This window comes from Haloarcula sp. JP-Z28 (assembly GCF_011440255.1).
GTDB classification, from domain to species: domain Archaea; phylum Halobacteriota; class Halobacteria; order Halobacteriales; family Haloarculaceae; genus Haloarcula; species Haloarcula marismortui.
In genome coordinates, this window is the sequence record NZ_JAAOHT010000072.1 from 1 (window position 1) to 22,202 (window position 22,202).

Sequence of the window (22,202 nt, forward strand, 5' to 3'; positions counted from 1 at the left end):
CAGCCGCCAGCCCCGCGAACCCGACCGCAGCGAGCGGTAACTGCACAGCAGCAAGGCGGCGGGAATGGAGTTCGATTCCGCACCAGACCGGGACAAACTGTGTCAGCGCACCCATAATCGTGAGACAGACCCACCCCGCAAGCAGGAGGTGGACCTGCGCGAGGTGGCCGGCCCGCCCCTCGACGACGCCAACGGAGACACCAGCGACCAGAAACGCCAGTGCGACGACGAAATGACGCAGCGGGACCGTCATTGGCGGTGCGGCGTCTGCGTCCACGTCAGCAGGTATTCCGCTCATTGTTGTCTACTACGACCCTGTCCTTGCTGGCAATGTGGCCGAATATGTTCGGGAAAACAGTCGGCCCGGTCACAGCCAAACGGGAACACATGACGGCGAACCACCAGCCAACAGCGCAAACCGCAGCCCTGATTTCGGAAACGGATGCGCCCGATGACGCGCCGATGGAACGGCTTGATGTGCAGTCGCTCGGGCCACCGAAGCCACTCAAGCAGACACTAGAGCGGCTTGCGGAGTTGAACGATGACACCATCCTCGTCCAGTTCAACGACCGCGCCCCGCAGCATCTCTACCCGAAACTCAAGGACAGAGGCTACGACTTCGAAAGTGTTGAGACCGACGACGCGACAGTGACAATCATCTGGCGCAGATGAGTCGGAACACAGAGCCACCTGTCGATGTCGACGAAGCGATCGCTCAGATCGACAGCCGAGGAGCGAAGATTCAGCGGGAGCAACTCGAACGGACGCTGTCACAGCTACAGACTGATGGCGAACTAACGGCTGACCAGCGGCTCATCGTTGAGGAACTGAGCGAACGACTCGTCGAGCGACTGCTCGCTGTCCCTCGAGCGAGTCTACGGGACGCGGCGAGGAGTTCGGACGACGAACGGATCGAAACAGCGCTCTCACTGTTCGAGTGATACTGGGCTGTACGCCCGTGAATAAGATTGGTCCCCCGGGGGCGCACATAGCTGTACGAAGGTACAGCCGGTAGTGAGCCTATTCCGACGACGCTGCGAGCACTAGCAGTGCCTCGCTGTCCGCCGTTGCAGCGGGAGAGATGTCCTGGTCACCGTCAAACCGAACGACGTCTCCGGGCGAGAGTGACAGCGTCTCGTCGCCAAGCGTCAGGTCCACGGCGCCCGAACGGAGGAGGAACACGATGTCCCGACCGGGATGCGTGTGAGGCGGAATCGACTCGCCTGCATCGAGCGTCAACTGGATGGTTTTTGGCTCCCCGTCGAACAGTCTGGTCCGACCGTCCGAATCGCCGTCGAGTGTCGCTCGCTCCGTTTCTGCGGCGGTCGATTCGCTCATTGCTTTGGGAGGTCGGCGATATACTTCTGTGGGCCGTCCTGCTCGCACTGGTAGTTCGCCGCGTCGAACGCCTCGACTTCGGCTTGCAACTCGTAGAACAGCGGCTTGGGCTCGTGGTCGTTGATAATTCGAAGCGTCTCCCCGGCGGACAGCGCCTCAAACGAGTCGTGTATCTTGGCGTGTCGTTCCGCCGGCGGCGTTTCCCGCAGGTCGAGTGTGGTTGCTGGCATCACCTGCGTGTTTACTGGGAGCCGTGGAGGGGGTTCCCCCGAACACGTTCGGGAGTAAGGCCTGATGTCTACCGCGTGTTCTGCTCAATATGAGCCTTCTCTCCGGCCTCCGTGGCGGCTCAGATGTCGGGTTCGATAGCTACGGGACGTTCGTTCCCGAACGTAACCCGGACCCCGGTCCGTTCCTGTCTGAGACCGCAGTACTGACCGGCGACGACCACGCCACTTTCCACCGCCTCACGATGGATTTGTTCGACGAGCGCGGCGTGTACGACATGACCTTCGGGTACAACCTCGCACGGCTAAACCTCGACCACCGGCACCCAGACGCGGGCTTCCGCTACGGCCGTGAAACGGACGACAGCAGTGTACTCAGAGCGGAGTTCACGCCGACGACCGAGTTCTGCCCCCAGAGCGACACGCTGACTGTCGGCGCGTTCCGCGCCTGGAACGGGCTGTCGGACCGCCACGAGTACGACCGTGTCCGCGTCCGCGTGAGTCCGAACCATCACCAGAGCGCGAGCATCAACGACAAACTCCAGCAACTCGAAACGCGGTACCGGCAAACCGGCGAACTCCGGACGGACGGTGGAGATGAAGCGTCCGACGACAGCGTGCCGTTCTGACAGCGGACAGTCATCGCAGTAGCGCTTTCCGTGTACTCACATCGAGACAATCTCTGGGTAGATGGTCGGCCCGGGACTCACACTGCCGCAATACTGTGGGAGTAAACCGCCTGTCTTGACGGCTGAAGACATGGAAACCATTATACGGTTTGCTGGGCGACATGTCGTATACTGAGTCAACTGGGTGGGACATCGGTGGCTTGGTGGGACAGTGGAGGCCTCCTCCACGACAAAAGCAACAAACTATCAGAAAACGATGAGACCGGGTTACTTCCAGCGTGGTGTCGCGGCGGGCCGGAGGCAGAGCTGAGATGAGTAGCGGTATCTTCCGAGATGCGGACGGGACCTACAACAAGCGGCTTCTTGGACTGGTTCTGCTCCTTCTACTCGCCGTCATCGGTGCTGGCGTCGGGACCCTTGGTCTCACCGACAGCAGCGACTCGGCCCCCGACCAGCCCACCACCGAGATGACGCCCAGCCCGACAGAATCGACACCAACAGAGACACCGGACGGAACTGACTCCACACCGACCGAAAGCGGCGGCAGTGGCTCGCCACCGCCGAGTTCGCTCCTCACCGAAACCCCGACATCGGCTCCTACCCAGTCGGCCGGGAACACTACCAGCAACACGACGGCTGAATAGTCTGGCAACGACTGAGACTTCTTGCTTGCGCCTCCGCTCCGAAGCACCACGCCCGTGAGGGCCTTTCAGGAGAACAGGAGCGTGAGATTGAACCCGGTCACGGCGAGCCCCAGCACCGTCAGGAGAGCCGGCGGCCCGTAGTAGAGCAGCGGGTCCTCCTCCAGCACGCCGCCCCAGATGCTCAGGCCGAGACAGCAGTAGATAACGAGGAGTTTGAGTCCGAGGAAGCCGCCGCCGCCGAACGACTGGATCGCCCACCGAATCGCTGGATTCGCCTCGGTGAACGTCGGGACGAAGTAGACGATGGCGATAGTGGTGACCACGTCGCCGACGCCGTAGGTCGCCAGCGCCACCGCCCACACACTGGAGAAGGACCGGCTGGAGAAGGAACTCCCCTCCAGTGTCAGCCAGTCACCATCGCCAGCACCCATACTGCATTCGGGTATGGCTAGCGGCCATATATACTGCGAGGGCCAGTTATCTGATTTGAAAAGGAGAGAGATATGGGCTCTCCAGAGATTTTGAGGTAATTGTACGCGGGATAGCTATTCTAAAGACCAATATTGTCCCTCCTGAAAGTCCATAGCCGATGCCGGTGCCCACTCGTATTCAGCTGTGAGTCTCAGCTATGGGCGGTGTGTCGGGTTGTTGAACAGGCGCTCGCCTCGACAGGTGCGAGTTGTGTGCTACCGGACGTTCGCGTCCTGCCAGCGCGGGTGCATGGAAAGGGACTTATCTTGTGGGCGGCCACGAGGAGGTAATGAGCCTGTCCGACGCGGACCACGAACTCGTGGTCGAGGAGATCGGTCGGGAGCCGACACGGGCGGAGGCCGCTCTCTTCGAGAACCTCTGGAGCGAACACTGCGCGTATCGCTCCTCTCGCCCCCTGCTGTCGGCGTTCGACTCCGAAGGCGATCAGGTCGTCATCGGCCCCGGCGACGACGCAGCCGTCGTCTCCCTGCCGTCCCACGGCAACGGCGAGGAGATGTACATCACGATGGGCGTCGAGTCCCACAACCACCCGTCCTACGTCGACCCGTTCGACGGGGCAGCGACCGGCGTGGGCGGTATCGTCCGCGACACACTGTCGATGGGGGCCTACCCCATCGCGCTGGCCGACTGTCTGTACTTCGGCGACTTTGACCGGGAGCACTCCCGCTATCTCTTCGAGGGCGTCGTCGAGGGTATCTCCCACTACGGGAACTGCATCGGCGTTCCAACTGTCACCGGGAGCGTCGCCTTCCACGACGACTACGAGGGGAACCCGCTCGTGAACGTGTCCTGTATCGGCCTGCTGGAGCCCGAGCGGACCATCACTGCCGAAGCCCAGGAGCCGGGCAACAAGCTCGTTCTCGTCGGCAACGCGACGGGGCGAGACGGGCTCGGCGGGGCGTCCTTCGCCAGCGAGGACCTCGCGGAGGACGCTGAAACGGAGGACCGACCGGCCGTGCAGGTCGGCGACCCGTACTCGGAGAAGCTACTCGTCGAGTGCAACGAGGCGCTGCTGGACGAGGAACTCGTCGAGTCGGCCCGCGACCTTGGGGCCGCTGGCCTCGGCGGCGCGTCGTCCGAACTGGTCGCCAAGGGCGGTCTCGGTGCACGTATCGAACTCGACCGCGTCCACGAGCGCGAGCCCAACATGAACGCCATGGAGTACCTGCTCGCCGAGAGTCAGGAACGGATGGTGTACGAGGTCGCGCCCGAGGACGTCGACCGCGTGGCCGAACTCGCCGAGCGGTTCGACCTCGGCTGTTCGGTCATCGGCGAACTCACCGAGCCGGGCACGAACTACGTCTGCACGTTCGAGGACGAGACGGTCGTCGACGTGGACGCGGAGTTCCTCGGTGAGGGCGCGCCGATGAACGACCTGCCCAGCGACGCGCCGCCAAGACAGGAACGAGACCTGCCAACGGTCGCGCTGGAGGAAGCCTTCGAGGAGATCGTCAGCAGCCCGAACTGCGCCTCGAAGCGGTGGGTGTACCGCCAGTACGACCACGAGGTGCAGGTCCGCACGAGCGTCCTGCCCGGCGACGACGCCGCACTGCTCGCCATCCGTGAGGCCGGGACCGGACTGGCGTTCTCTGCTGGCGCGGACCCCAACTGGACCGACGCCGCGCCGTACGAAGGTGCACGCGCCGTCGCGCTGGAAAACGCCACGAACGTCGCCGCGAAGGGCGCGACACCCCATGCGGCTGTGGACTGTCTGAACGGCGGCAACCCCGAGAAGCCTGACGTGTACGGCGGCTTCAAAGGCATTGTCGACGGCCTGGCGGACATGTGCAGCGACCTTGACGTGCCGGTGGTCGGGGGGAACGTCTCCTTGTACAACGATTCCCAGGACGGACCGATTCCCCCCACACCGACGCTCGCGCTGGTCGGCGTCAAGGAGGGCTACGATGCCCCGCCGCTGTCGCTGTCCGGCGAGGGAACGCTCGTCGTCGTCGGGGACACCGCACTGGAGGGCAAAACCGACCCGCGTCTGGGCGGGTCCGAGTACACCGCGCAGTTCGGCGGGACCGACCGCTTCCCCGCCCTCCCGGCGGACTCGACTGAGGTCATCGAGACGATTGCCGAGGTCGCCGACGCCGACCACGTACTGGCGAGCCACGACGTGAGCCACGGCGGCCTCGCGGTAACGCTGGCCGAGATGGTCCACGAGAACGCCGGTGCGTCGGTCGGAATCGGGACCACCGAGCACGGCACCCCGGCTCGACTCCTGTTCAACGAGCGGCCCGGCCGGGTCGTGTTCGAGACGACTGACCCGGCGGCGGTCCGGGAGGCCTTCGACGGCGTCGCCCCAGTGACGGAACTGGGCGAGGCGAACGACTCAAACGGACTCGATATTACGGTCAACGACGAGACGCTGGCGTACAACGCTGCGGACATCGCTGACCTGCGGTCGGTCATCGACGACGAACTATAGTAACAATTGGAACGATTTACACACCGATCGCAGTGCCGTCCTGCGATTGGGTGTGTAATGACTTGCAATGGCTACTATAGCCTGATTACCAGCGGATATCGAACCGCGCACCGCCCATTTCGCTCTCAGAGACTGCGACCGACCAGCCGTGCGCTTCAGCGATGCTCTGAACGATTGACAGGCCGAACCCTGTCCCATCCGAGTTCGTTGAGTAGCCGCGTTCGAACACCAGCTCACGGTCGTCTGGTGGAATGCCAGGGCCGTCGTCCGCGATAGAGAACCCGTTCTGCTCGTGTGCCTCGGGCGCGGAAACGACAACGGTGCATTCCGCGCCGGCGTGCTCGATGGCGTTCCGGTAGAGATTCTCGAATAGCTGCTGGAGGCGCTCTGAGTCCGCCTCGATGACCGCTTCAGTTTCGACCGTGAGCGTTGCGCCCTCAGTTTCGACCTGTTGCCATGCGTCGGCTGCGACGGTTTCGATGGGGACGCTTGCGGTTTCTCCGACGACGCGCCCCTGCCGAGCGAGCGTCAGGGTGTCATCGAGGATCCGTGTCATCCGCTCGTGTGCCGCAGCAACCTCCTGTAGCCCCTCCTGAACAGCCGCATCCTCGGTGTCATTGAGCAGGAGGTGGGTGCGGCCGGATGCGACGTTCAACGGGTTCCGAAGGTCGTGGCTGACGATACTGACAAACTCGTCGAGGCGCTCGTTCTGGTGTTTCAGCTGTTGTTCGCGGCGCTTTCGTTCAGTGATATCGGTGTATATCCCGTACCCTTCCAGCTGACTGCTGTCATGCGTGACAATAGTGCTCCGGAACAGGTAGGTCCGGACCTCCCCTGATGCAGTCATCCGTCTGACCTCTTGCTCTGACTGGCCGGTCTGTTCCCACCAGTCTGCCCTGATAACCTCGGCGTCGGCTCCGGGCGGCGCGAGGAGTGCCCGAAGCTCCGTTCCGACTGCATCCGTCCGGTCGTAGCCGAACGAGTCCGCGAACGCTTCGTTGATCGACTTGACGTACGGTTCTCGTTGTTTAAACTCGACGACAACAGCCGGGTTAGGGATATTCCCAAGGAGCGCGTCAAACCGTTCTTGTGCCGCCAGTTGTACGCGGAGCTCACTCGCGACGAGCGCGATATATCCCTCGTTGTTGTGCTGGATTATATCACAGATATCCTGTGCATCCGTGCCGTTTATCTCCGTTTCGCCACCAATACCGAGGTCAGCCATTGCGTCGTCAACGATAGCCGACGCCTTTTCGATACCAACCGTTTCTGCGAACTTTGAAACGAGCCCTGTTCGATTCATCTGTTACTCCGGCAGTGCAAAGAGCACTGTTGTCGTGTTGTGAAAGCCGCTGAGTTGCCCAGCTTGCATGCACAGCTCCCCGTACGTCTCGAATCCAGCGACTGGGGCCGACAGGGTCGATGTGATCCCATCGACAGCCGATGAAAACGCGTCGTCGAAAAGAATCTGACGGCACGCACAGTCGTAGACGAACGCGCCAGCGATATTCCCGTCACACAGCGAAACAGCGTCTGCAGCAGCCTGCTCAGCGGACGCGATCTGGTCCGCTCTGTTGCCATGCATTATACGGAGGACAGTCCCCTCCGGAATATCAACGGCGAACTGCAGTGCGCCAGTCTCTTCAATCGCAGTCCGGGGCCAGCGTATCTTGTAGGTCTCGCCCTGGTCGATACCGAACAGGTATGCGACCATGAGCTTCCTGAGCTCCGCTGAACCGACTGGGACATCATCGACCGCTATTCCTGTTCTCTCCGCAACGTGGTCTCGAACAGCGTCTTTCCACACTTCGAACGCTGGTTCACCGTTGAGTTCGTGAACCACATTTCCGGAGACATCGGTTACCTCCCACGGCTCTGAGATGGGGGTGTGCCCGTGGTTGACGGTAATGACCGGACGCTTTTTCCCGGAGATGAGCACGAGAACGACTGCGTCCTCAACAACCGACGCATCGCAAAACACTGGCGTCGATTCCATTCGGAGACCGTCAGACGCCGCCCCACCTGCAAATTCGACATAGGGGCCAAGCCGTCGCTGGACCGACAGCGACAACTGTTCACCGACGCCCGCGAGCCCGTCGTGGAGGACAAGCGCTGACTGGTATGGTTCCTCGATGTTTTCCGGGAGCGACCGGACGGCGTCTCTGACAGCCCCGCGGGTGTTCTCGCTGAGACCGGTGGCCAGGGCCGTATCGAACCGGAACGAGTCACTGGTAACGAGTGTGACTGCCACGCCGGCGTCCATCGCTCGCTCTTCGGTGAACGTACCGCCGGCCGTACAGCCGACAACGGCTGTCTCATCGTCGACAAGGGCAGTTACGCCCGCCAGAACGGCTTCAGCATCGAACCCAGTGCTGGAAAACACCTGACAAAAGTCCACCCGATCGGCATCCAGTCGGTCACGAGCAGTGCTGGTCGCCTCTCGGCCAGCGCGCCGACCAGTGGTCGCCACTGACGTTCCTGTTGCGACCACCGTACTCGCGTCCGACTGGGACGGCATAGTACAACAGTTGTTGGCGTGGAAACCTATATACTCTCCCCAGAAGTATCAGATCTGATATTCATGCTGGCCGCCGTGGTCATGCCAATTCGATCAGGCAAGCGCCAGCGCGATGCCGAAGGTAAGCACCAGTCCGACCAGCAGTACGCCGAGCCCCGTGCCGACTTGAGACATCGTGAACGAGCTCTGTGGGGCCGTCGACCGAAGCGGCGGTTCTCGCGCGGGCAGTTCGACGTGTTCGGGGTCGTAATCCGGCCGGTCCTCCTCGTGGTGGTCGTCTGCCATGGTCGGTGCTTCTGGGGCGCCATACGTGTAGCTGTCGGATTCCCACTGCATATCGGCCAGACACTTGCACCAGTCGAAACGGTCAAACGGCGTTGCGTCGAACCCACAGGTATCGAATGACGCTTACGAAACGGATCATCCCCTGTATCGACGTGGACGTGGACGAGAACGGGGACGCGGCGGTGTACACAGGAGTCAACTTCGAGGATCTGGAGTACACCGGCGACCCGGTGGAGATGGCAAAGGCCTACAACGAGTCCGGCGCCGACGAGTTCGTCTTTCTGGACATCACTGCCTCCGCTGAGGGACGCGAAACGATGCTTGATACTGTCTCGGCCGTGGCCGACGAGGTGTTCATCCCGCTGACCGTCGGCGGCGGTATCCGTACCCGTGCCGACATCAAGGAGACGCTCCGGGCTGGCGCAGATAAGGTGTCGATCAACTCCGGCGCTATCGCCGAACCCGACCTCATCAATGAGGGCGCGGCGGCCTTCGGGAGCCAGTGTATCGTCATCTCCGTCGACGCCCGTCGGCGCTTCGACGAGGAGGGCGAGCACTACACCGAGGTCGACGGCGAGTCCTGCTGGTTCGAATGCACGGTCAAGGGCGGCCGCGAAGGGACCGGACTGGATGTCATCGAATGGGCCACCGAGGCCGAAGAGCGCGGCGCGGGCGAACTGTTCGTCAACTCCATCGACGCCGACGGGACCAAGGATGGCTACGACATCCCGCTGATGAAAGCCGTCTGTGACACCGTTTCGACGCCCGTCATCGCCTCCTCAGGCTGTGGTAGTCCGGAAGACATGGAGGAAGTGTTCGTCGACGCAGGCGCGGACGCCGGCCTCGCCGCCTCTATCTTCCACTTCGGCGAGTACTCTATCGCCGAGACCAAAGAGTATCTCGACAGCAAGGGGATTCCGGTCCGACTGTAACGCCGTCTCCGGCTTGGGGTCGCAATAGTAAACACACGTACCAGTCTCTCTGTATGCCGCAGTTTTCCCGACGCCTCAGATAGCATCGGTTTTCTCCGCGCCCCAAGGTTCCATGTCAGTTCTCACTGTTTGCGGGCATATCTTTTTTAGCTACTGGCAGGACCTGTCCACAGGGTGGATTGTATCTGTCGAGCCAACTGACCGACCGACTGCGGGGGACCGTCCCCAGAAAACCGCGGCACTGTGGCCTGGCATCGGGCAGGTTTTATTCGCCCACCACGGAGAATCAACAATGAAATGGCGGTGTGAATGGTGTGGCAAACCCCACGAGGAGAACGACCCGCCGTGTGATAACTGCGGCCACGGTTCTTTTGAGGAGGCCGTGACGCAGGTCAACGAAGAGGTCGTCGAGGGTGGGCCCAGATGGGTCTGTCTGGACTGCGGTCGCCAGCATCAGAAGAACTCTCCGCCGTGCAAACGCTGTGGCGGGAGTAACTTCGAGCGACGAGTGGGGCCACCGGAAGACGACCCGCTCGATGACATACAGACCGGCTGGCTGGACGTACTCGAGACGAAGTATGTGATCGGCTACGCCGCCGTAGCAGTGTTGCTCGGGCTCATCGTACTCGCCGCTGTGGGCGGCATCACGCTGCCGGGCTTTGCCGCTGAAACTCCCGCTGGTCCACCGCCGATTGCGTCCCCTGCTGGAAGCGGCGACACGGTCAACTCGTTCTCGATTGCCGATGTCGAGGACACATACCTTGACGTGTACAATGTCCGGCGGTCGGGCGTCGGCGGCGGAACCGTCTCACGGAACGCGACCATCGACGACGCTGCAGCCTACTACAACAAGGGCCGTGTCGATGCGAGATACGACAACGCAGAGCGGCCCACGCGGGAGGGCGTGTCCCGATTCGACCTCCCCTGTGAGCGCCCAGTCGTGGTCAGCTATGAGGTGGCCTACGACCGAACACCCCAGTCGCTCGACCAGTTCCAGAATGAGACGGCGCTGGCGACCGCACTCGTCGACAGCTACCTCGAGCGGGGCAACAGAATCCAGCGAGCGGACACCGGACTGGTTGGCCTCGACATCCACGTTGGTCCGGACGAACGCGTGTTCGTCACGTACATACTCTGTTAGAATTACGCGGCGGCTTCGAACGCGTCCGTGAAGTTGTCTGCTTTTTCGATGACGGCGTCGGTTCCGTCTTCGAGGGCCTCCAGCGCGTCGACGCCCTCCTCGGTCTTGATGGTCAGGACCGGGTCCGTCTGGCCACCGGACTGTTCCGGGTTCACGTCGTAGGTCGCCGCCGTGACGCCCTCTGTCTCCAGTAGCGCTCCCTTGATCACGTTCATGAACGTGTGGTCCTCACCGGCGATTTCGATAGAGAGTTCCGTGTCGGATTTGTCGATAACGCGAAGGTCCATACCCACTGTTTGGTCACCTGCGACCCATCAACGCTTCGCTTCCCGTCCGTAGTCGTCAGAGATGCCTCGAAAACGAGTGAAGTTCACACGAGCGCGTACACCATCAGGAAACCAAAGTAGATGAGGACGAGTGCGCCCAGTGCCTGGAGTCGGAACGTCGAAAGCGACTCTTCCTCCTCGTCGTGGGCTACCCGGAAGGCCTCGACCTCCTCGTCGTCGAGTTCGTTGGGATGGGCTAGGCCGCGGTGGAGCGCGAGCCAGGACTCGCGGGCGAACGGCCGGCCGCAGTACGAACAGCTGTAGGCCGTGGCGTCGGCCGGGACATCGTAGGCTGCTTCGTCGTCAGTACTTGTCGCTGCCGTATCGGCCGCTGGTTGGGTTGCTGTGTCAGTCATAGATGTGGGAGTGCCACCTCCGGCTGGGAGACGACCCAGAGGCTCGTCATCGTGTAGAACACCATAACCGCGATGAAGGGATACTGCGACCGAATCGCTTGCAGTCGCGCGGGAAAGAGGTCGTATGCGGCGGCGTGGGCCACCCAGATAGCGACCAAGTGACCGACGATGACCGACGCGAGCGCAACCGCGCCGAACCACGCCGGCAGGTCGATGGTCGGCACTACTGCCGGGTCCGCAAACGGCGACGTGAGCGCGACGGCCAGCGATGGGGCGAGCACGAGGAAGTACCCGAGGTAGTGCGCGAAGTGGTAGCCAACGGCGATAGCGACGAGCGGCGGCGCGAACCGCTGTGCGAGAACCGCTGGGGCCAGATACGTATCCGACATATCGCGGGAAAGCCGGACCGCGAGCCGATACACGCCGAGGAAGCCGGCGAAGCCGAGCCCGAGCGCGACTGGATACAGGAGGTGCGGCGGGACGCCGGCGTCGACGATCGGCGTCGTCAGGTCGCGCCAGGCCGGCGTCGTGACCAACCCGTCGTAGGTCGTGACCCACAACAGGGCGACCACGAAGGCGACTTCGTCCGGGCCGTCGACCAGCCGCGGCGTCGAGAGGTCCATGCCGGGAAGCCGAAGTCGAAGGCCGTCCTCGTCGCGGCCGATAGGCGCAAAGCGACCGTAGTAGCGGAACACCCGCTCCACCGGGTCAGCGTGGGCGAACCAGTCGTCGGGTCCGAACACGAGTGCGCCCGCAATTGTCAGCACGGTGTATCCGGCGACAACCGACGCAAGCAGTCGCGGCTGGTCGGCGAGCGGGCTGACGACCTCGACCCATACCAGCACGAGCAACCCACTGACGGCAGGCCACGACCCGACGCGGGCCGGGTAACTGCGGTTGAGCGACGGGAGGAGTTTGGCGAGCGTCTTGAATGGATTGAGCGTCGCCCAGCTGTTGCCTACGAGGTACGTCGTCATCGCGAGCCCGGCCCACCAGCCGACCCAGACGAGCAGTATTGCGAGATTCGTCCGGGCGTTCGTCGGTCCGAAGAAGCCCACGACGAACACCGCGGCGAGTCCGCCGAGCCCAACGAGTTGCCCAGCGAGCCGTAGGATGCCTTCGAAACCACCCGATAGCGGACGGCCCCAGTTGTGGATGCGCTCCACGAACGTCCGGTCGGTGACGAACGACGCCAGCAAGAACGACGCGCCGACGGCCGCACCACCGGTACTCAGGAAGAGCCACGTCGGTATCGTCAGCGACTCGCGGCCGCCGCCGGCGAGACTGCCGCCGTGTGCGCTTGCCGTCCCCGTCGCGGCCAGCCAGCCCAGTCCGCACACCACCAGCGCGACCGTACGACGCCTCCCAGATGTCATCGTCGGCAGTTGGGCCTTCGCCCTCGTGTAGCTTCCGGGATGTGGGCGAGCCACTCCTCGCCTGGGCTGGAGACGGAACGCACCGCAGGGAATTGGATGGGCTTTTAGTATTCCGTTCGCAAGGGCCCTAGTATGAGTGTCTCCGATGAACACGCGGACGACGGGCACGGGGAGCATCACCTCCCGGCGACGGAGGACTGGCCCCACGGGTTCGGTGAGGCCAGCTGGTGGCCCTTTGTGACGGCAATCGGTGGTTCGGGCATCTACGTCAGCGCGGCCCTGCTCGTGCTCTCGATGGGCGAAAACGCACTTGTCAGCCAGACGGTCGGGGCGGGAGCGATGGCCGGGAGTGTCGGCCTCTTCCTCGTCGGCATCTACGGCTGGCTGTACCACGCCTTCGTCTCGGACTTCTGGGAACGCGGGACGGACTACCACTCGGACAAGACGCTGAAGTTCGCCATGCTCCTGTTCCTTGGGAGCGAAATCGCCACCTTCGGCGCTGGCTTCGTCTACTACTTCATCGTTCGTGGCGGCGAGGTCTGGACACAGGCGGCCGTTCCTGAGGTGTTCGGCTCACTCGTGATCGTCAATACGCTGCTTCTGATCGCCAGTTCGGTGACGCTGCACTACAGTCACATCGCGCTCCGGAGCGGGAACCGGAGCCGGTTCCTGAAGCTGCTGGGCGCGACGCTGCTACTGGGAATCGTCTTCATCGGCGGCCAGGTGTACGAGTACTACGAATTCATCGTTCACAAGGGCTTCAGCATCGGCGGTGGCATCTACGGGTCCGCATTCTACGGGCTGACGGGCCTCCACGGCCTCCACGTCACGATGGGTGCTGTCCTTCTGGGTATCGTCTTTATTCGCGGGTACTACGGTCAGTACTCGGCTGAACGGCACACCTCCGTCTCGACGGCATCGATGTACTGGCACTTCGTCGACATCGTCTGGATCTTCCTCGTCGTCGTGCTCTATATGGGCGCGAACCTGGTGTAGGTCGCCGACGAGCTTTAGACGGCTGCCACTCGTTTCACACGCATGGACCGGCTAGATGTCAGCGGGAGCTTCGACGTACACGAGTACCGACACGGGCTCAAGCTGCTGAAAGACGACCGCGGGACGATGACCCTGTCGAACCGGAAGGGGTTCGCCTGTCCGGCCTGTGGCAACGAGTTCGAGACGCTCTTTATCAGCGAAAAGCGGACGAACACCTTTGGAGACCCCGGGTCGCCCTTCTGTCTCGTTCGGACTGACGACCAGCTACTGGTCCTGACACATTGAGCCGTGTCGACCCCGGTAACAAGGCTTATGCCAGCCCATCCGATTCGGTGAGGTATGCATCGGATTGTCCCTGCGATTGGTCTTGCTGCTCTCGTCGTTCTCTCCGGGTGTGTGACAGCGACGGTTGACTCAACAGTGGCCGCGGACGGCACTGTTTCGGAGTACGACCTGACCCTCGAAATGTCCCCATCTGTGTACGACGGCCTGCAGAGCCAGGCCCAGCAGGAGGGCTATGACTCGGTCGAAGGCTACCTTCTGGCCGACGTGAACACCAGTCGGATGTCGAACTACACGTACGATCAAGAACTGGAGGGTGAGAACGTCACACTCTCGATGACATTCACGGACTGGAATCCCGGCCCCGAGAGCGACGTGTCGGTAAACGCGAGCGAGGGCAACGTCACGTACGAAGACCGGACATTCGTCACTGCGAACGAAGATACTGATGTGGCCTTCGGCAACGGTGTCGCGGTCGAGTATCAGCTGACAATGCCCGCTGACATCTCGTCCTCGAACGCTGATATCGTTCAGAACGAGACCGCTGTCTGGGAATACGCGGCTGACGAACCGGTCGAGGAACCGATCCGCGCGACCAGCCCCGCGCCGTCGTCGGCCTTCGGCCCCGGAATGGGGATTCCTGTCGCCGTTGTGGCGCTGCTCGGGGCCGCACTGCTGGCCAGTCGAGACTGAGTAGCTGAGAGCGTCCCGCACGCATTGTTTTTCCCCCCAGCGTCGACAGACTCTGGCCGGGTGGCTAATACAGTTCTAAATGTTGCAACGAGCGATACCGCTAATATATCCGATATTTTATAATGCGGGTTTATTGTCGTTTCGTCCGGATACAGGACGATGCGCGCAGCCAGACTCCACGAGTACACGCACGATATGTCGGACGGACTCTCGATAGACGACGTAGATGCGCCACAGGTTGCATCCGGAGATGATGTCATCGTCGAAGTCGAGGGGGCCGGCTGGTGCCAGACTGACAACCACATCATCGAGGGAATGTGGGAGCAGTACGTCCCGCAGGACCTCCCGATGACACTGGGCCACGAGAACGCCGGGACAGTCATCGAAACGGGCGACGACGTTGACATCGTCGCTGAGGGCGACCAGGTCATCTGTCATCCGGTCCAGACCTGTGGCACCTGCCGACCGTGCCGGCAAGGGGAGACGATGTACTGCGAGAACGACGCGTTCAACGGCCTGACGACGGACGGCGGCTTCGCCGACCAGTTACTGACCAGCGACCGGTCGGTCATTCCCCTGCCCGAGGGCGTCGACCCGGCCGACATCGCCCCGCACGCCGACGCCGGCATCACGGCCTACCACGCGGCGAAGAAGGCCGTCAACGGGCTCAACCCGGGCGACACCGCTGTCGTTATCGGCATCGGCGGCCTCGGCCACATCGGCCTCCAGTGTCTCGACGCGATGTGTGCCGCTGACCTCGTCGCTGTCGACATCAAGCAGTCCGCCCGCGACCTCGCCGACGACCTCGGCGCACACTACACCATCGACCCCGAAAGCGAGGACGTCGCCAGCGAGGTCGAAGCCATCAGCGACGGCGTCGGTGCCGCACAGGTGCTTGACTTCGTCGGGGCCGACGAGACGACGGCGCTCGCGCCAGACATCTGTGCCGCCGGCGGCGACCACCACATCATCGGCTACGGCGGGCACATCCACGAACCTGCTCAGGCGCTCGTCAACGGCGAGTTCGCCTATCAGGGTAACATCGTCGGTCAGTACACCGAACTGCAGGAACTGGTTGCGCTCGTCGACCGCGGCGCGGTCGACCTGCACACGACCCAGTACGACCTCGGCGACGTGAACACCGTCGCACAGATGCTGGAAGACCGGGAGATTGACGGCCGAGCAGTCATCACACCCTGAAGCGTCTGTTCGCTTCTTGAACTGCCTGCGTTGCGGTGCCGTATCGCCGAACAGGGCACCCGCCTTTCGGCTTACCGACCGTCCGCGCGGGTCTGCTCCGTTTCGTCTGCCAGATCATGATAGCGTCTGAGAAACGCGTCTCGGCTTACGGTCCCGGCACCGGCCGCTTCGAGCCGGTCTTCCAGACCAGTCCGGCTGAAGTGACAGTACCCTCGGTAGCAGGGCTTGCACAGGTACTCAAAGGACTTGTCGTCGCGGTTCCAGCGGTCGCCGTACTTGTCGTATTCGCGGGCATTCGACCGAGCAACCGTGTCACCGCAGGCGATGCAACAGACCTCTTCATCGGTGTCGCGGTGCCAGGCGTTTCTGAAATCCATTAGGACCACACTCCCTCTGACTGCCCACACATATGTCCATCGTGGCGCTCTCGTGAGCACACCGCAGTACCCGCCGGTAGTCCGTACTGTGTGACCATCGTTTACAACCGGATGTTCTGTCCAGCGCCCTGTTGCCGTATTGCATCACTGACGAGGGTCGTTTTTATATGGCTCGTGCGACATCGCTATGCCAGCGACGCAGGACCGACGGCTGCTGACAGGCTGTCATAGGTATGAAAACTACTTGTCAAGGCGGCACTGGAAAGGGGAAGCCGGTGGAAGATTGTGAACCACGGTCGGAGCAAAGCTCCTCCCTGATTCAAATCCCACAGTAGCTTTCGCTCGTCACGTTAGTTCCTCGCAGAAAGCCGGTGGAGGGATTTGAACCCTCGGCCTAATCCTTACGAAGGATTCGCTCTGCCAGTCTGAGCTACACCGGCGCGTCGCTCGCGTACATCAGTTGTTGGACGCATAACCGCAATAAGGATTGCGAATTGGGGCTACCGAGAGGAACGTTCTCACTCCTCTCGGGACCCGACGACGGTGACCGGGTCGTCCGCCTCAAGCAGGACCTGCTGGGACACGCTCCCGAACACGGCCTTGCCGGTCGGCGACCGCTTTCGCGACCCCATGACGATCTGGTCGGCGTCGAACTCGTCGGCCAGCTCGACGATGCCGTCGGCCGGCGGCTGCTGACCCTCGGCCAGTTGGACATCGACGTTGTGGTCCTTGAGGTAGTCACGCACGAGTCTGACTGTCGAGATCCGCTCGACGTTGCGTATCTCCTCGGGCGCTTCTGCCTCCTCCTTGGTCAATGCGTGTGTGATCACGGCCTCGATCTCGGTCTCAGCAGACGGTAGCTCCGCGACGAAGGCGGCCTGGCCGCGAGCGCGGTCCTCATCGGCGTCGACGGGAACAAGTATTGTGTACATATTTTACCCTCCTAGATACAAGCGTCCGACTTCCTCGTCGTTAAGCAATTCGGTCCCCGTACCGGTGATGATAATAACTGTTCGTTTCAGCGTGTCAGTCGAACGTCGAGGACGATGTTGTGTTCCTTCGGGGCATACGACCGGACAGTGTGGCGCGTTTCGACCGTCACGTCGTAGGCTGGCTCCGCAGCCGCCCGGATCGCTTTCTCGCCGGGCCCGAACAGGTCGTCCTCGTGCTGGATATCGTAATAATGAACCACACATTCGTCGGCCGCCAGCCGGACAGCGGTCTCCAGAAATTCGTCGGCGCTGTGTGGCAGGTTCATCACGACGCGGTCGGCCCAGTCCTCGTACTCGCCGGCCACCTCGCGTACGTCACCACAGATACCCGTCACGCGGTTGAAGACGCCGTTACGCTCCGCGTTTGCCCGGAGATACTCGATCGCCGTCTCGTTGATGTCGGTCCCAACGCAGGTCGCCCCGCGTTTGGCGAACGGAATCGCGAACGGGCCGACACCGGCAAACATATCGAAGGTCTGCTCGCCCTCGCTGACCTGCTTGGTGACGCGATGGCGTTCCGTCGCCAGCCGCGGCGAAAAGTACACTTCGGCGAGGTCGAGGTCGAACGTACAGCCGTACTCTCGGTGGGTGACTTCTGTTCCTTCACCAGCAAGTATGTCCCAGTCCCGGACCCGCTGTTCGCCTTTGATCTTCGATGCGCGGTTCAACACCGCTCGCACGGGCAGGTCCGAATCCATGATCGCATCGGCGATCATTCGGGCTCGCTCGTCATCATCTTCATCGACAATCGCGACATCACCGATGCGCTCGTAGCTCGGGTCGAAGTCGAGGGCGTCCGCCGGCATCGTCTGGCCCTCGCGGACCGGTGGGTCTGCCTCGACAACGGTGAGGTCCGACGGCACCGCTGTGGGGTCGGTAACAGGAACGTACAGCTGCCCGTCGACAACCGTGATGTCATAGCCGTCGTCGACGAGGTTTGCCTCGGCGAGGCGCTGGCGCGTCTCTTCGCCGGCCTCACGGGGAACGCGAACGCAGGGAACGCCCATACTCCCCCTCCCCGACCACGGGCGGTAAGCCTGACGCTTCGCGCCCTTTATCCCCGGCCGCGACCCACTTCAGATATGCTCACATTCGTCGGGCTGGGCCTCTATGATGAGCGCTCGGTCACGGTCGCGGGCCGCGACGCCATCCGGGACGCTGACCGGGTGTTCGCCGAATTTTACACGAGCCGGCTGATCGGTACTGATATCGAAACGCTGGAGGACACACTGGAGACGAGTATCGAACGCAGAGACCGAGCCGGCATCGAGCAGGACCCTGAGCCGATTCTCGAAGCCGCCGAGAGCGAACACGTCGTCTTCTGTACCGCCGGGGATACGATGGTCTCGACGACACACGCTGACCTCCGGCTTCGGGCCGAGGACCGTGGTATCGAAACCCGAATCGTTCACGGGACGACCGCCCAGACTGCTGCCGGCTCGCTGACCGGCCTGCAGAACTACCGCTTCGGGAAGGCTACGACCCTTCCGTTCGAGGACGCACACGGCGGTGACGGCGTTCCGGACAGCGTCGTCGCTACCATCGAGGACAATCGAGACCGGGACCTGCACACGCTGGTCTACCTCGACATCAAAGTCGACGACCCCCACTGGGAGGACAGCGATGACACGTACATGACCGCCAGTCAGGCCGCCACCATGCTGTCGGAGCCATTCCCGGACACACTCGGGGTTGTCGTGGCCAGGGCCGGCAGTCCAGACCCATTAGTGGCCGCTGACACGCTCGATGAACTCGCTACGCAGACGTTCGGCGACCCGCTACATCTGCTCGTCATTCCCGGTTCGCTCCACCCACTTGAGGCGGATACACTGGAGTCAGTTGCTGGAGCAGCGTTAGAATAGCGAGCGTCGGTTCCGCGACGCAGTTCAGTCGTCACCGGGCGTCGCAGGACCCGACTCCGACTGGTCCTTTTCGAATGTCGTTCCAAGGTCGTACTCGGTTCCAGTCACCAGAAACAGGAGGTCTTCGACGATAACGGTGAGCTCCGGTAGCTCCCGCATCAGTACCCACGTCAGCCCGACGAGGACGATGACTGAGCCGAACTGCGCCAGCATCCGGTCGACGATGTAGTAGGATACCAGCTGTGCGTCGCTAAGGCCGAACAGCGCCATGACCGTTCCCGGGAAGAACTGCGCTTTCTGGAGGCCAAATGCCAGCGCGATCCCGAGGTTCCGAATGAGGTTCAACACGTAGATGATGCCGACGGCCACGACCAGCACGCGGAGTTTCCGCCGCCACGGTGCCTTGACTGCTAGTATTCCGCCGGCGAAGATGGAGATGCTGCCGATACCTGTACAGGCCAGAATGATAGTGTACGTTATCGGCCGCTCGTTCCCGTCGAACCAGAACGTGTTCTCGTAGGGGTACTGCTTCGACGCGATGTCGATGCCGTTGTGCGAGAGCCCGTCCACCACCATCGGGTCGTACCCGATGAGCGTCATCAGGAAGACGACCTGATCGGTGACGACTTCGATGATTGTCTGGCGGAGCGGTCCAATGGTGAGGAAGGGCACGTAGATGACGCCCATGATACCGATGGCACGGGTCAACACCAGCAGCGACTCCCGGCCGTTCCAGAGTAAGTAGCCGGTGTACAGCGACAGGGGCACGGCGATGACGCTTCCCAGTCCCTCGACGACGCTTTTCTGTATCAAAATGAAGTGTGGTGCCAGAACGAGCCAGTACGCTGCGAACAAAACCCAGCCGACCGTCCCGACTGGGCGGGCAAGTTCTTCGTCGTACTGGGCGACGGCTACGCTTCCGAGAAACGCCGCAAGAACGAGCCACATCAGCGGTTCCGAGACCGTGACCGGGTCGAACGACAGTCCAGCGATGTCGACACCCGTCTGCAGGACTGTCTCACTCATTGCCTGTACGTTAGCCAAACCGGCGTATATGTTTTGTCGTTGCGCTACTGTGCGGTGTCGTCGTCGTCAGAACGAGTCAACGACAGCGCCGCCGCTACCGGCGTAGCACGCAAAAGAAAGAACGGTGTTCAGAGACTGGAGCGATTCCAGTTAGTTGTCGCGTCGGACGGCGAGGAGCGCAGCAGCGACGAGCGCGATGAGCGCGATGGCTGCCGTGAAGCCGGGACCGGACGCTTCCGTGGTCTCAGCTTCGTCGGTTCCGGAGTCCATGGTGGTGGTCTCCTCAGTCTGCTCCTCGGTTTCCGGCGGTTCGGTTTCGGTTTCCGTCGGCTCTTCCGTGGCCGTCGGCTCTTCCTCGGTGCCAACAGTCACGTTCGCACTGTCCGTAACGGCGGAGCCGTTAGCGGTGTACGGACCGTCAGCGCCAGGGAAGTCGTACGCTTCGTTGCCGTTGGTGTCGAGGTGCGGCATTGCGACCGCAGTGAAGTCCTCGTCCATCGGCTCGTCGAGCGTGATCGTGATGTCCTCGTGGCTGCCTGCCTCGAGGTACTCGGAGCTCCCGACGACGTCGCCGGATGCGTTACCGGCGTGGACTGCGATGAAGCCACCGGCGGACAGCTGCGCGCTGTCGACGACGACTTCGCTACCGTCGGATTCCTGGTCACTGATGCTCACGGTGGCCGTGGCCGCATCGGTGAGCTGTCCGTCTTCCTCGTCACCCAGCTGGTCACCGTTCGTGTCTAGGAACTGTGCAGTGAAGTTCGTACCAGCCGACTGGTCGCTGAAGTCCACTGCTGCAGCGAACGTCCCATCAGCGTTGACCGTCGTTTCAGGTCGCTCAAGGAACGGGTTGGATTCGCTTTCGGATTCGACTTCGACCTCGATCTCTGCACCAGGCGCAATCGAGGTTGTGCCAGTGATCTGCTGGTCAGCAGCAGCCTGTGCCGTCACAAGACCGTTAGTCGTATCGATGGATGCATCCCGTTCAACGACGCTGTAGTCGTCGTCAACACCATCGTTATCATTTTCGAATGCACCGTACGGCGTCACGGTGAAGTTGGCCGTAATCTCGTCGGTGTCATCCTGACTGCGGATAGAGTTGCCGCCATCGTACTTTGCCAGTGCCGTTTTCACTGCAACGAAGTACGTGTTGTTGTCAGGGTCGTCGACAACGACCGTGTTCGTGTCGTTCAGGACTAGCTCCTCATCGTCGGTGTTTGCACCAACGTTGGTCTTTTCGACCGAGAAGTTCAGTGCGTTCGCCCCGTTGGTACGGCTAGCGTCCTCGGAGATGGTGTTTTGCGCACCAGCCGCTAGGAATGCCTGCGTGGCATCATTCGAGTTGTTAACCTCCTGCTGGTATTCGAGGGCACCCTCGACACCAGAGGCAGTTATTTGATGGACGACAATCGACTTGTTCGCGATTTCGTCCGACTGCGTCAGGTTCTGACCGATACGGTCACGAATATCGATGTCATCGTCGTCAAGTTCGGCGTCGCGAGGTGCAACCCAACTACGCATACTCTCGGTCGAGCGCTCGCTCAGTCGGAGCGTCCCGACAGCATCAGCACTGCCGCTCTGAGACGCGCCTGCAGTGACGTTCAGGTTGTAGCTGGAAGCTTCGATTGTCTCGTCATCGAGACTCTTACGGTCTTTGGCGAAGCTGCCAGTCTCGACGACGTTGTTGATTTCGTCGTCGCCTTCGACGAAGAGCACGTCACTAGCCGAAATGGTATTACCGTCGGTCGTGCTGCCGGCCAGTCCAGCGAGGTAGCTGTTGAACGAGACAGTAACTTCGCCGTCACCGTCGTCGTCGTCGATAGTTCCGGAGATGGCGTAGTTGTCGTCGTCGTCGTCGCCGACGAAGACAACAGCTTCGTCTTCGTTATCAAGCTGGTATGTGATGTTGACCACGTCACCGCGCTCGTCGGTCACAACGCTGCTCTCGAAGCCGGCGTCGCCGTCTTCAGATTCGGAGACGTTGATCTGGTCGGTACTGACCGTGATGTTGGTCTGTCGGTCAGTGACTTCGACCGTGTACGGGCCATCGTCAGCGTCGAAGCCGGATGTCTGGTTGAT

The 22,202-nt window shown here is 62.0% G+C and carries 26 protein-coding genes, 1 tRNA gene and 1 pseudogene; 12 read left to right on the plus strand and 16 right to left on the minus strand.

What is annotated here, in order from left to right; translation table 11 throughout:
- Positions 1-298, minus strand: a pseudogene (locus G9463_RS19425) (hypothetical protein); the annotation flags it as partial.
- An 89-nt stretch (positions 299-387) separates the two neighbouring features.
- Here G9463_RS19425 and G9463_RS19430 point away from each other — a divergent pair.
- Positions 388-672, plus strand: coding sequence for a DUF2249 domain-containing protein (locus G9463_RS19430; RefSeq protein ID WP_049919043.1), 285 nt, complete (start codon positions 388-390; stop codon positions 670-672).
- On the plus strand, positions 669-941 hold the full coding sequence (locus G9463_RS19435) for a glutamyl-tRNA reductase (RefSeq protein ID WP_165897594.1): 273 nt from the start codon (positions 669-671) through the stop codon (positions 939-941). The genes G9463_RS19430 and G9463_RS19435 overlap by 4 nt, the downstream gene beginning before the upstream one ends.
- Before the next feature lie 79 nt (positions 942-1,020).
- Here G9463_RS19435 and G9463_RS19440 read toward each other — a convergent pair whose 3' ends face one another.
- Positions 1,021-1,338 (minus strand): cupin domain-containing protein, encoded by a 318-nt coding sequence (locus G9463_RS19440; protein WP_165897595.1) that lies wholly within the window; start codon positions 1,336-1,338, stop codon positions 1,021-1,023.
- Entirely contained in the window at positions 1,335-1,568 is a 234-nt protein-coding gene (locus G9463_RS19445; RefSeq protein WP_004956978.1) for a DUF2249 domain-containing protein, read from the minus strand. The genes G9463_RS19440 and G9463_RS19445 overlap by 4 nt, the downstream gene beginning before the upstream one ends.
- Positions 1,569-1,657: 89 nt before the next feature.
- Here G9463_RS19445 and G9463_RS19450 point away from each other — a divergent pair, with 89 nt between their 5' ends.
- Together G9463_RS19450 and G9463_RS19455 are read left to right on the plus strand one after the other, a co-directional pair.
- A complete protein-coding gene (locus G9463_RS19450) occupies positions 1,658-2,194 on the plus strand; it encodes a hypothetical protein (protein ID WP_011223593.1) in 537 nt (178 codons plus the stop codon).
- Between the two features lie 311 nt (positions 2,195-2,505).
- Positions 2,506-2,838, plus strand: coding sequence for a hypothetical protein (locus G9463_RS19455; protein ID WP_165897596.1), 333 nt, complete (start codon positions 2,506-2,508; stop codon positions 2,836-2,838).
- A gap of 65 nt (positions 2,839-2,903) precedes the next feature.
- On the opposite strand, the gene G9463_RS19460 is transcribed toward G9463_RS19455, so the two are convergent.
- Positions 2,904-3,269, minus strand: a complete 366-nt coding sequence (locus G9463_RS19460) for a hypothetical protein (RefSeq protein ID WP_004956984.1) — start codon at positions 3,267-3,269, stop codon at positions 2,904-2,906.
- A 329-nt stretch (positions 3,270-3,598) separates the two neighbouring features.
- Between G9463_RS19460 and purL the strand changes: the two genes are divergently transcribed.
- A complete protein-coding gene (purL, locus tag G9463_RS19465; protein ID WP_165897597.1) occupies positions 3,599-5,761 on the plus strand; it encodes a phosphoribosylformylglycinamidine synthase subunit PurL in 2,163 nt (720 codons plus the stop codon).
- Between the two features lie 85 nt (positions 5,762-5,846).
- Here the strand turns inward: purL and G9463_RS19470 are convergent, their stop codons facing one another.
- The 3 genes from G9463_RS19470 to G9463_RS19480 all read right to left on the minus strand — a co-directional run bounded on the left by G9463_RS19470 (position 5,847) and on the right by G9463_RS19480 (position 8,615).
- Positions 5,847-7,064: a HAMP domain-containing sensor histidine kinase gene (locus tag G9463_RS19470; RefSeq protein ID WP_165897598.1), complete on the minus strand. Its 1,218-nt coding sequence runs from the start codon at positions 7,062-7,064 to the stop codon at positions 5,847-5,849.
- A gap of 3 nt (positions 7,065-7,067) precedes the next feature.
- The gene (locus G9463_RS19475) at positions 7,068-8,279 is read right to left on the minus strand and encodes an FIST signal transduction protein (protein WP_004956991.1); all 1,212 of its coding nucleotides are present in this window, start codon (positions 8,277-8,279) and stop codon (positions 7,068-7,070) included.
- 93 nt (positions 8,280-8,372) lie between these two features.
- A complete protein-coding gene (locus G9463_RS19480; RefSeq protein WP_004956993.1) occupies positions 8,373-8,615 on the minus strand; it encodes a hypothetical protein in 243 nt (80 codons plus the stop codon).
- A 65-nt stretch (positions 8,616-8,680) separates the two neighbouring features.
- On the opposite strand from G9463_RS19480, the gene hisF reads away from it, so the two are divergent.
- Both hisF and G9463_RS19490 read left to right on the plus strand, forming a co-directional pair.
- Complete coding sequence (gene hisF, locus G9463_RS19485; protein WP_004956996.1) at positions 8,681-9,496, plus strand: imidazole glycerol phosphate synthase subunit HisF; 816 nt, start codon at positions 8,681-8,683, stop codon at positions 9,494-9,496.
- Between the two features lie 292 nt (positions 9,497-9,788).
- The gene (locus tag G9463_RS19490) at positions 9,789-10,637 is read left to right on the plus strand and encodes a hypothetical protein (RefSeq protein ID WP_165897599.1); all 849 of its coding nucleotides are present in this window, start codon (positions 9,789-9,791) and stop codon (positions 10,635-10,637) included.
- Between the two features lie 2 nt (positions 10,638-10,639).
- On the opposite strand, the gene G9463_RS19495 is transcribed toward G9463_RS19490, so the two are convergent.
- The 3 genes from G9463_RS19495 to G9463_RS19505 all read right to left on the minus strand — a co-directional run bounded on the left by G9463_RS19495 (position 10,640) and on the right by G9463_RS19505 (position 12,662).
- Positions 10,640-10,924, minus strand: coding sequence for a DNA-directed RNA polymerase subunit L (locus tag G9463_RS19495; RefSeq protein ID WP_004957000.1), 285 nt, complete (start codon positions 10,922-10,924; stop codon positions 10,640-10,642).
- 83 nt (positions 10,925-11,007) lie between these two features.
- Positions 11,008-11,319 carry a C2H2-type zinc finger protein gene (locus tag G9463_RS19500; protein WP_007187770.1) on the minus strand — a complete coding sequence of 104 codons (312 nt, stop codon included), beginning with the start codon at positions 11,317-11,319 and terminating at the stop codon, positions 11,008-11,010.
- A complete protein-coding gene (locus tag G9463_RS19505; RefSeq protein ID WP_007187771.1) occupies positions 11,316-12,662 on the minus strand; it encodes a hypothetical protein in 1,347 nt (448 codons plus the stop codon). The genes G9463_RS19500 and G9463_RS19505 overlap by 4 nt, the downstream gene beginning before the upstream one ends.
- A 165-nt stretch (positions 12,663-12,827) precedes the next feature.
- Here G9463_RS19505 and G9463_RS19510 point away from each other — a divergent pair, with 165 nt between their 5' ends.
- The 4 genes from G9463_RS19510 to G9463_RS19525 all read left to right on the plus strand — a co-directional run bounded on the left by G9463_RS19510 (position 12,828) and on the right by G9463_RS19525 (position 15,866).
- Entirely contained in the window at positions 12,828-13,691 is an 864-nt protein-coding gene (locus tag G9463_RS19510) for a cytochrome c oxidase subunit 3 (RefSeq protein WP_004957006.1), read from the plus strand.
- A 42-nt stretch (positions 13,692-13,733) separates the two neighbouring features.
- Positions 13,734-13,976 (plus strand): hypothetical protein, encoded by a 243-nt coding sequence (locus G9463_RS19515; protein WP_004957007.1) that lies wholly within the window; start codon positions 13,734-13,736, stop codon positions 13,974-13,976.
- Positions 13,977-14,030: 54 nt separating this feature from the next.
- Positions 14,031-14,666: a PGF-CTERM sorting domain-containing protein gene (locus tag G9463_RS19520; protein ID WP_165897600.1), complete on the plus strand. Its 636-nt coding sequence runs from the start codon at positions 14,031-14,033 to the stop codon at positions 14,664-14,666.
- 159 nt (positions 14,667-14,825) lie between these two features.
- Entirely contained in the window at positions 14,826-15,866 is a 1,041-nt protein-coding gene (locus tag G9463_RS19525) for an NAD(P)-dependent alcohol dehydrogenase (RefSeq protein WP_165897601.1), read from the plus strand.
- Between the two features lie 71 nt (positions 15,867-15,937).
- On the opposite strand, the gene G9463_RS19530 is transcribed toward G9463_RS19525, so the two are convergent.
- The 4 genes from G9463_RS19530 to G9463_RS19545 form a co-directional block, all read right to left on the minus strand.
- Positions 15,938-16,243, minus strand: a complete 306-nt coding sequence (locus tag G9463_RS19530) for a hypothetical protein (RefSeq protein ID WP_127014724.1) — start codon at positions 16,241-16,243, stop codon at positions 15,938-15,940.
- Positions 16,244-16,609: 366 nt separating this feature from the next.
- A tRNA-Thr gene (locus G9463_RS19535) sits at positions 16,610-16,683 on the minus strand.
- A gap of 78 nt (positions 16,684-16,761) precedes the next feature.
- A complete protein-coding gene (locus G9463_RS19540) occupies positions 16,762-17,175 on the minus strand; it encodes a universal stress protein (protein ID WP_004957014.1) in 414 nt (137 codons plus the stop codon).
- Positions 17,176-17,261: 86 nt separating this feature from the next.
- A complete protein-coding gene (locus tag G9463_RS19545) occupies positions 17,262-18,242 on the minus strand; it encodes a class I SAM-dependent methyltransferase family protein (protein WP_165897602.1) in 981 nt (326 codons plus the stop codon).
- A 75-nt stretch (positions 18,243-18,317) separates the two neighbouring features.
- Here G9463_RS19545 and dph5 point away from each other — a divergent pair, with 75 nt between their 5' ends.
- A complete protein-coding gene (gene dph5, locus G9463_RS19550) occupies positions 18,318-19,097 on the plus strand; it encodes a diphthine synthase (protein ID WP_165897603.1) in 780 nt (259 codons plus the stop codon).
- A gap of 24 nt (positions 19,098-19,121) precedes the next feature.
- Here the strand turns inward: dph5 and artA are convergent, their stop codons facing one another.
- On the minus strand, positions 19,122-20,123 hold the full coding sequence (gene artA, locus G9463_RS19555) for an archaeosortase A (RefSeq protein WP_004957021.1): 1,002 nt from the start codon (positions 20,121-20,123) through the stop codon (positions 19,122-19,124).
- 150 nt (positions 20,124-20,273) lie between these two features.
- A partial coding sequence (locus G9463_RS19560; RefSeq protein ID WP_165897604.1) for a BGTF surface domain-containing protein occupies positions 20,274-22,202 on the minus strand: 1,929 nt, incomplete at its 5' end.

What these genes read in the sequence shown, in the direction of transcription:
- G9463_RS19430 (WP_049919043.1), top strand. Translation starts at nt 388, where the DNA reads ATGACGGCGAACCACCAGCCAACAGCGCAAACCGCAGCCCTGATTTCG.
- G9463_RS19435 (WP_165897594.1), top strand. Translation starts at nt 669, where the DNA reads ATGAGTCGGAACACAGAGCCACCTGTCGATGTCGACGAAGCGATCGCT.
- G9463_RS19440 (WP_165897595.1), bottom strand. Translation starts at nt 1,338, where the DNA reads ATGAGCGAATCGACCGCCGCAGAAACGGAGCGAGCGACACTCGACGGC.
- G9463_RS19445 (WP_004956978.1), bottom strand. Translation starts at nt 1,568, where the DNA reads ATGCCAGCAACCACACTCGACCTGCGGGAAACGCCGCCGGCGGAACGA.
- G9463_RS19450 (WP_011223593.1), top strand. Translation starts at nt 1,658, where the DNA reads ATGAGCCTTCTCTCCGGCCTCCGTGGCGGCTCAGATGTCGGGTTCGAT.
- G9463_RS19455 (WP_165897596.1), top strand. Translation starts at nt 2,506, where the DNA reads ATGAGTAGCGGTATCTTCCGAGATGCGGACGGGACCTACAACAAGCGG.
- G9463_RS19460 (WP_004956984.1), bottom strand. Translation starts at nt 3,269, where the DNA reads ATGGGTGCTGGCGATGGTGACTGGCTGACACTGGAGGGGAGTTCCTTC.
- purL (WP_165897597.1), top strand. Translation starts at nt 3,599, where the DNA reads ATGAGCCTGTCCGACGCGGACCACGAACTCGTGGTCGAGGAGATCGGT.
- G9463_RS19470 (WP_165897598.1), bottom strand. Translation starts at nt 7,064, where the DNA reads ATGAATCGAACAGGGCTCGTTTCAAAGTTCGCAGAAACGGTTGGTATC.
- G9463_RS19475 (WP_004956991.1), bottom strand. Translation starts at nt 8,279, where the DNA reads ATGCCGTCCCAGTCGGACGCGAGTACGGTGGTCGCAACAGGAACGTCA.
- G9463_RS19480 (WP_004956993.1), bottom strand. Translation starts at nt 8,615, where the DNA reads ATGCAGTGGGAATCCGACAGCTACACGTATGGCGCCCCAGAAGCACCG.
- hisF (WP_004956996.1), top strand. Translation starts at nt 8,681, where the DNA reads ATGACGCTTACGAAACGGATCATCCCCTGTATCGACGTGGACGTGGAC.
- G9463_RS19490 (WP_165897599.1), top strand. Translation starts at nt 9,789, where the DNA reads ATGAAATGGCGGTGTGAATGGTGTGGCAAACCCCACGAGGAGAACGAC.
- G9463_RS19495 (WP_004957000.1), bottom strand. Translation starts at nt 10,924, where the DNA reads ATGGACCTTCGCGTTATCGACAAATCCGACACGGAACTCTCTATCGAA.
- G9463_RS19500 (WP_007187770.1), bottom strand. Translation starts at nt 11,319, where the DNA reads ATGACTGACACAGCAACCCAACCAGCGGCCGATACGGCAGCGACAAGT.
- G9463_RS19510 (WP_004957006.1), top strand. Translation starts at nt 12,828, where the DNA reads ATGAGTGTCTCCGATGAACACGCGGACGACGGGCACGGGGAGCATCAC.
- G9463_RS19515 (WP_004957007.1), top strand. Translation starts at nt 13,734, where the DNA reads ATGGACCGGCTAGATGTCAGCGGGAGCTTCGACGTACACGAGTACCGA.
- G9463_RS19520 (WP_165897600.1), top strand. Translation starts at nt 14,031, where the DNA reads ATGCATCGGATTGTCCCTGCGATTGGTCTTGCTGCTCTCGTCGTTCTC.
- G9463_RS19525 (WP_165897601.1), top strand. Translation starts at nt 14,826, where the DNA reads ATGCGCGCAGCCAGACTCCACGAGTACACGCACGATATGTCGGACGGA.
- G9463_RS19530 (WP_127014724.1), bottom strand. Translation starts at nt 16,243, where the DNA reads ATGGATTTCAGAAACGCCTGGCACCGCGACACCGATGAAGAGGTCTGT.
- G9463_RS19540 (WP_004957014.1), bottom strand. Translation starts at nt 17,175, where the DNA reads ATGTACACAATACTTGTTCCCGTCGACGCCGATGAGGACCGCGCTCGC.
- G9463_RS19545 (WP_165897602.1), bottom strand. Translation starts at nt 18,242, where the DNA reads ATGGGCGTTCCCTGCGTTCGCGTTCCCCGTGAGGCCGGCGAAGAGACG.
- dph5 (WP_165897603.1), top strand. Translation starts at nt 18,318, where the DNA reads ATGCTCACATTCGTCGGGCTGGGCCTCTATGATGAGCGCTCGGTCACG.
- artA (WP_004957021.1), bottom strand. Translation starts at nt 20,123, where the DNA reads ATGAGTGAGACAGTCCTGCAGACGGGTGTCGACATCGCTGGACTGTCG.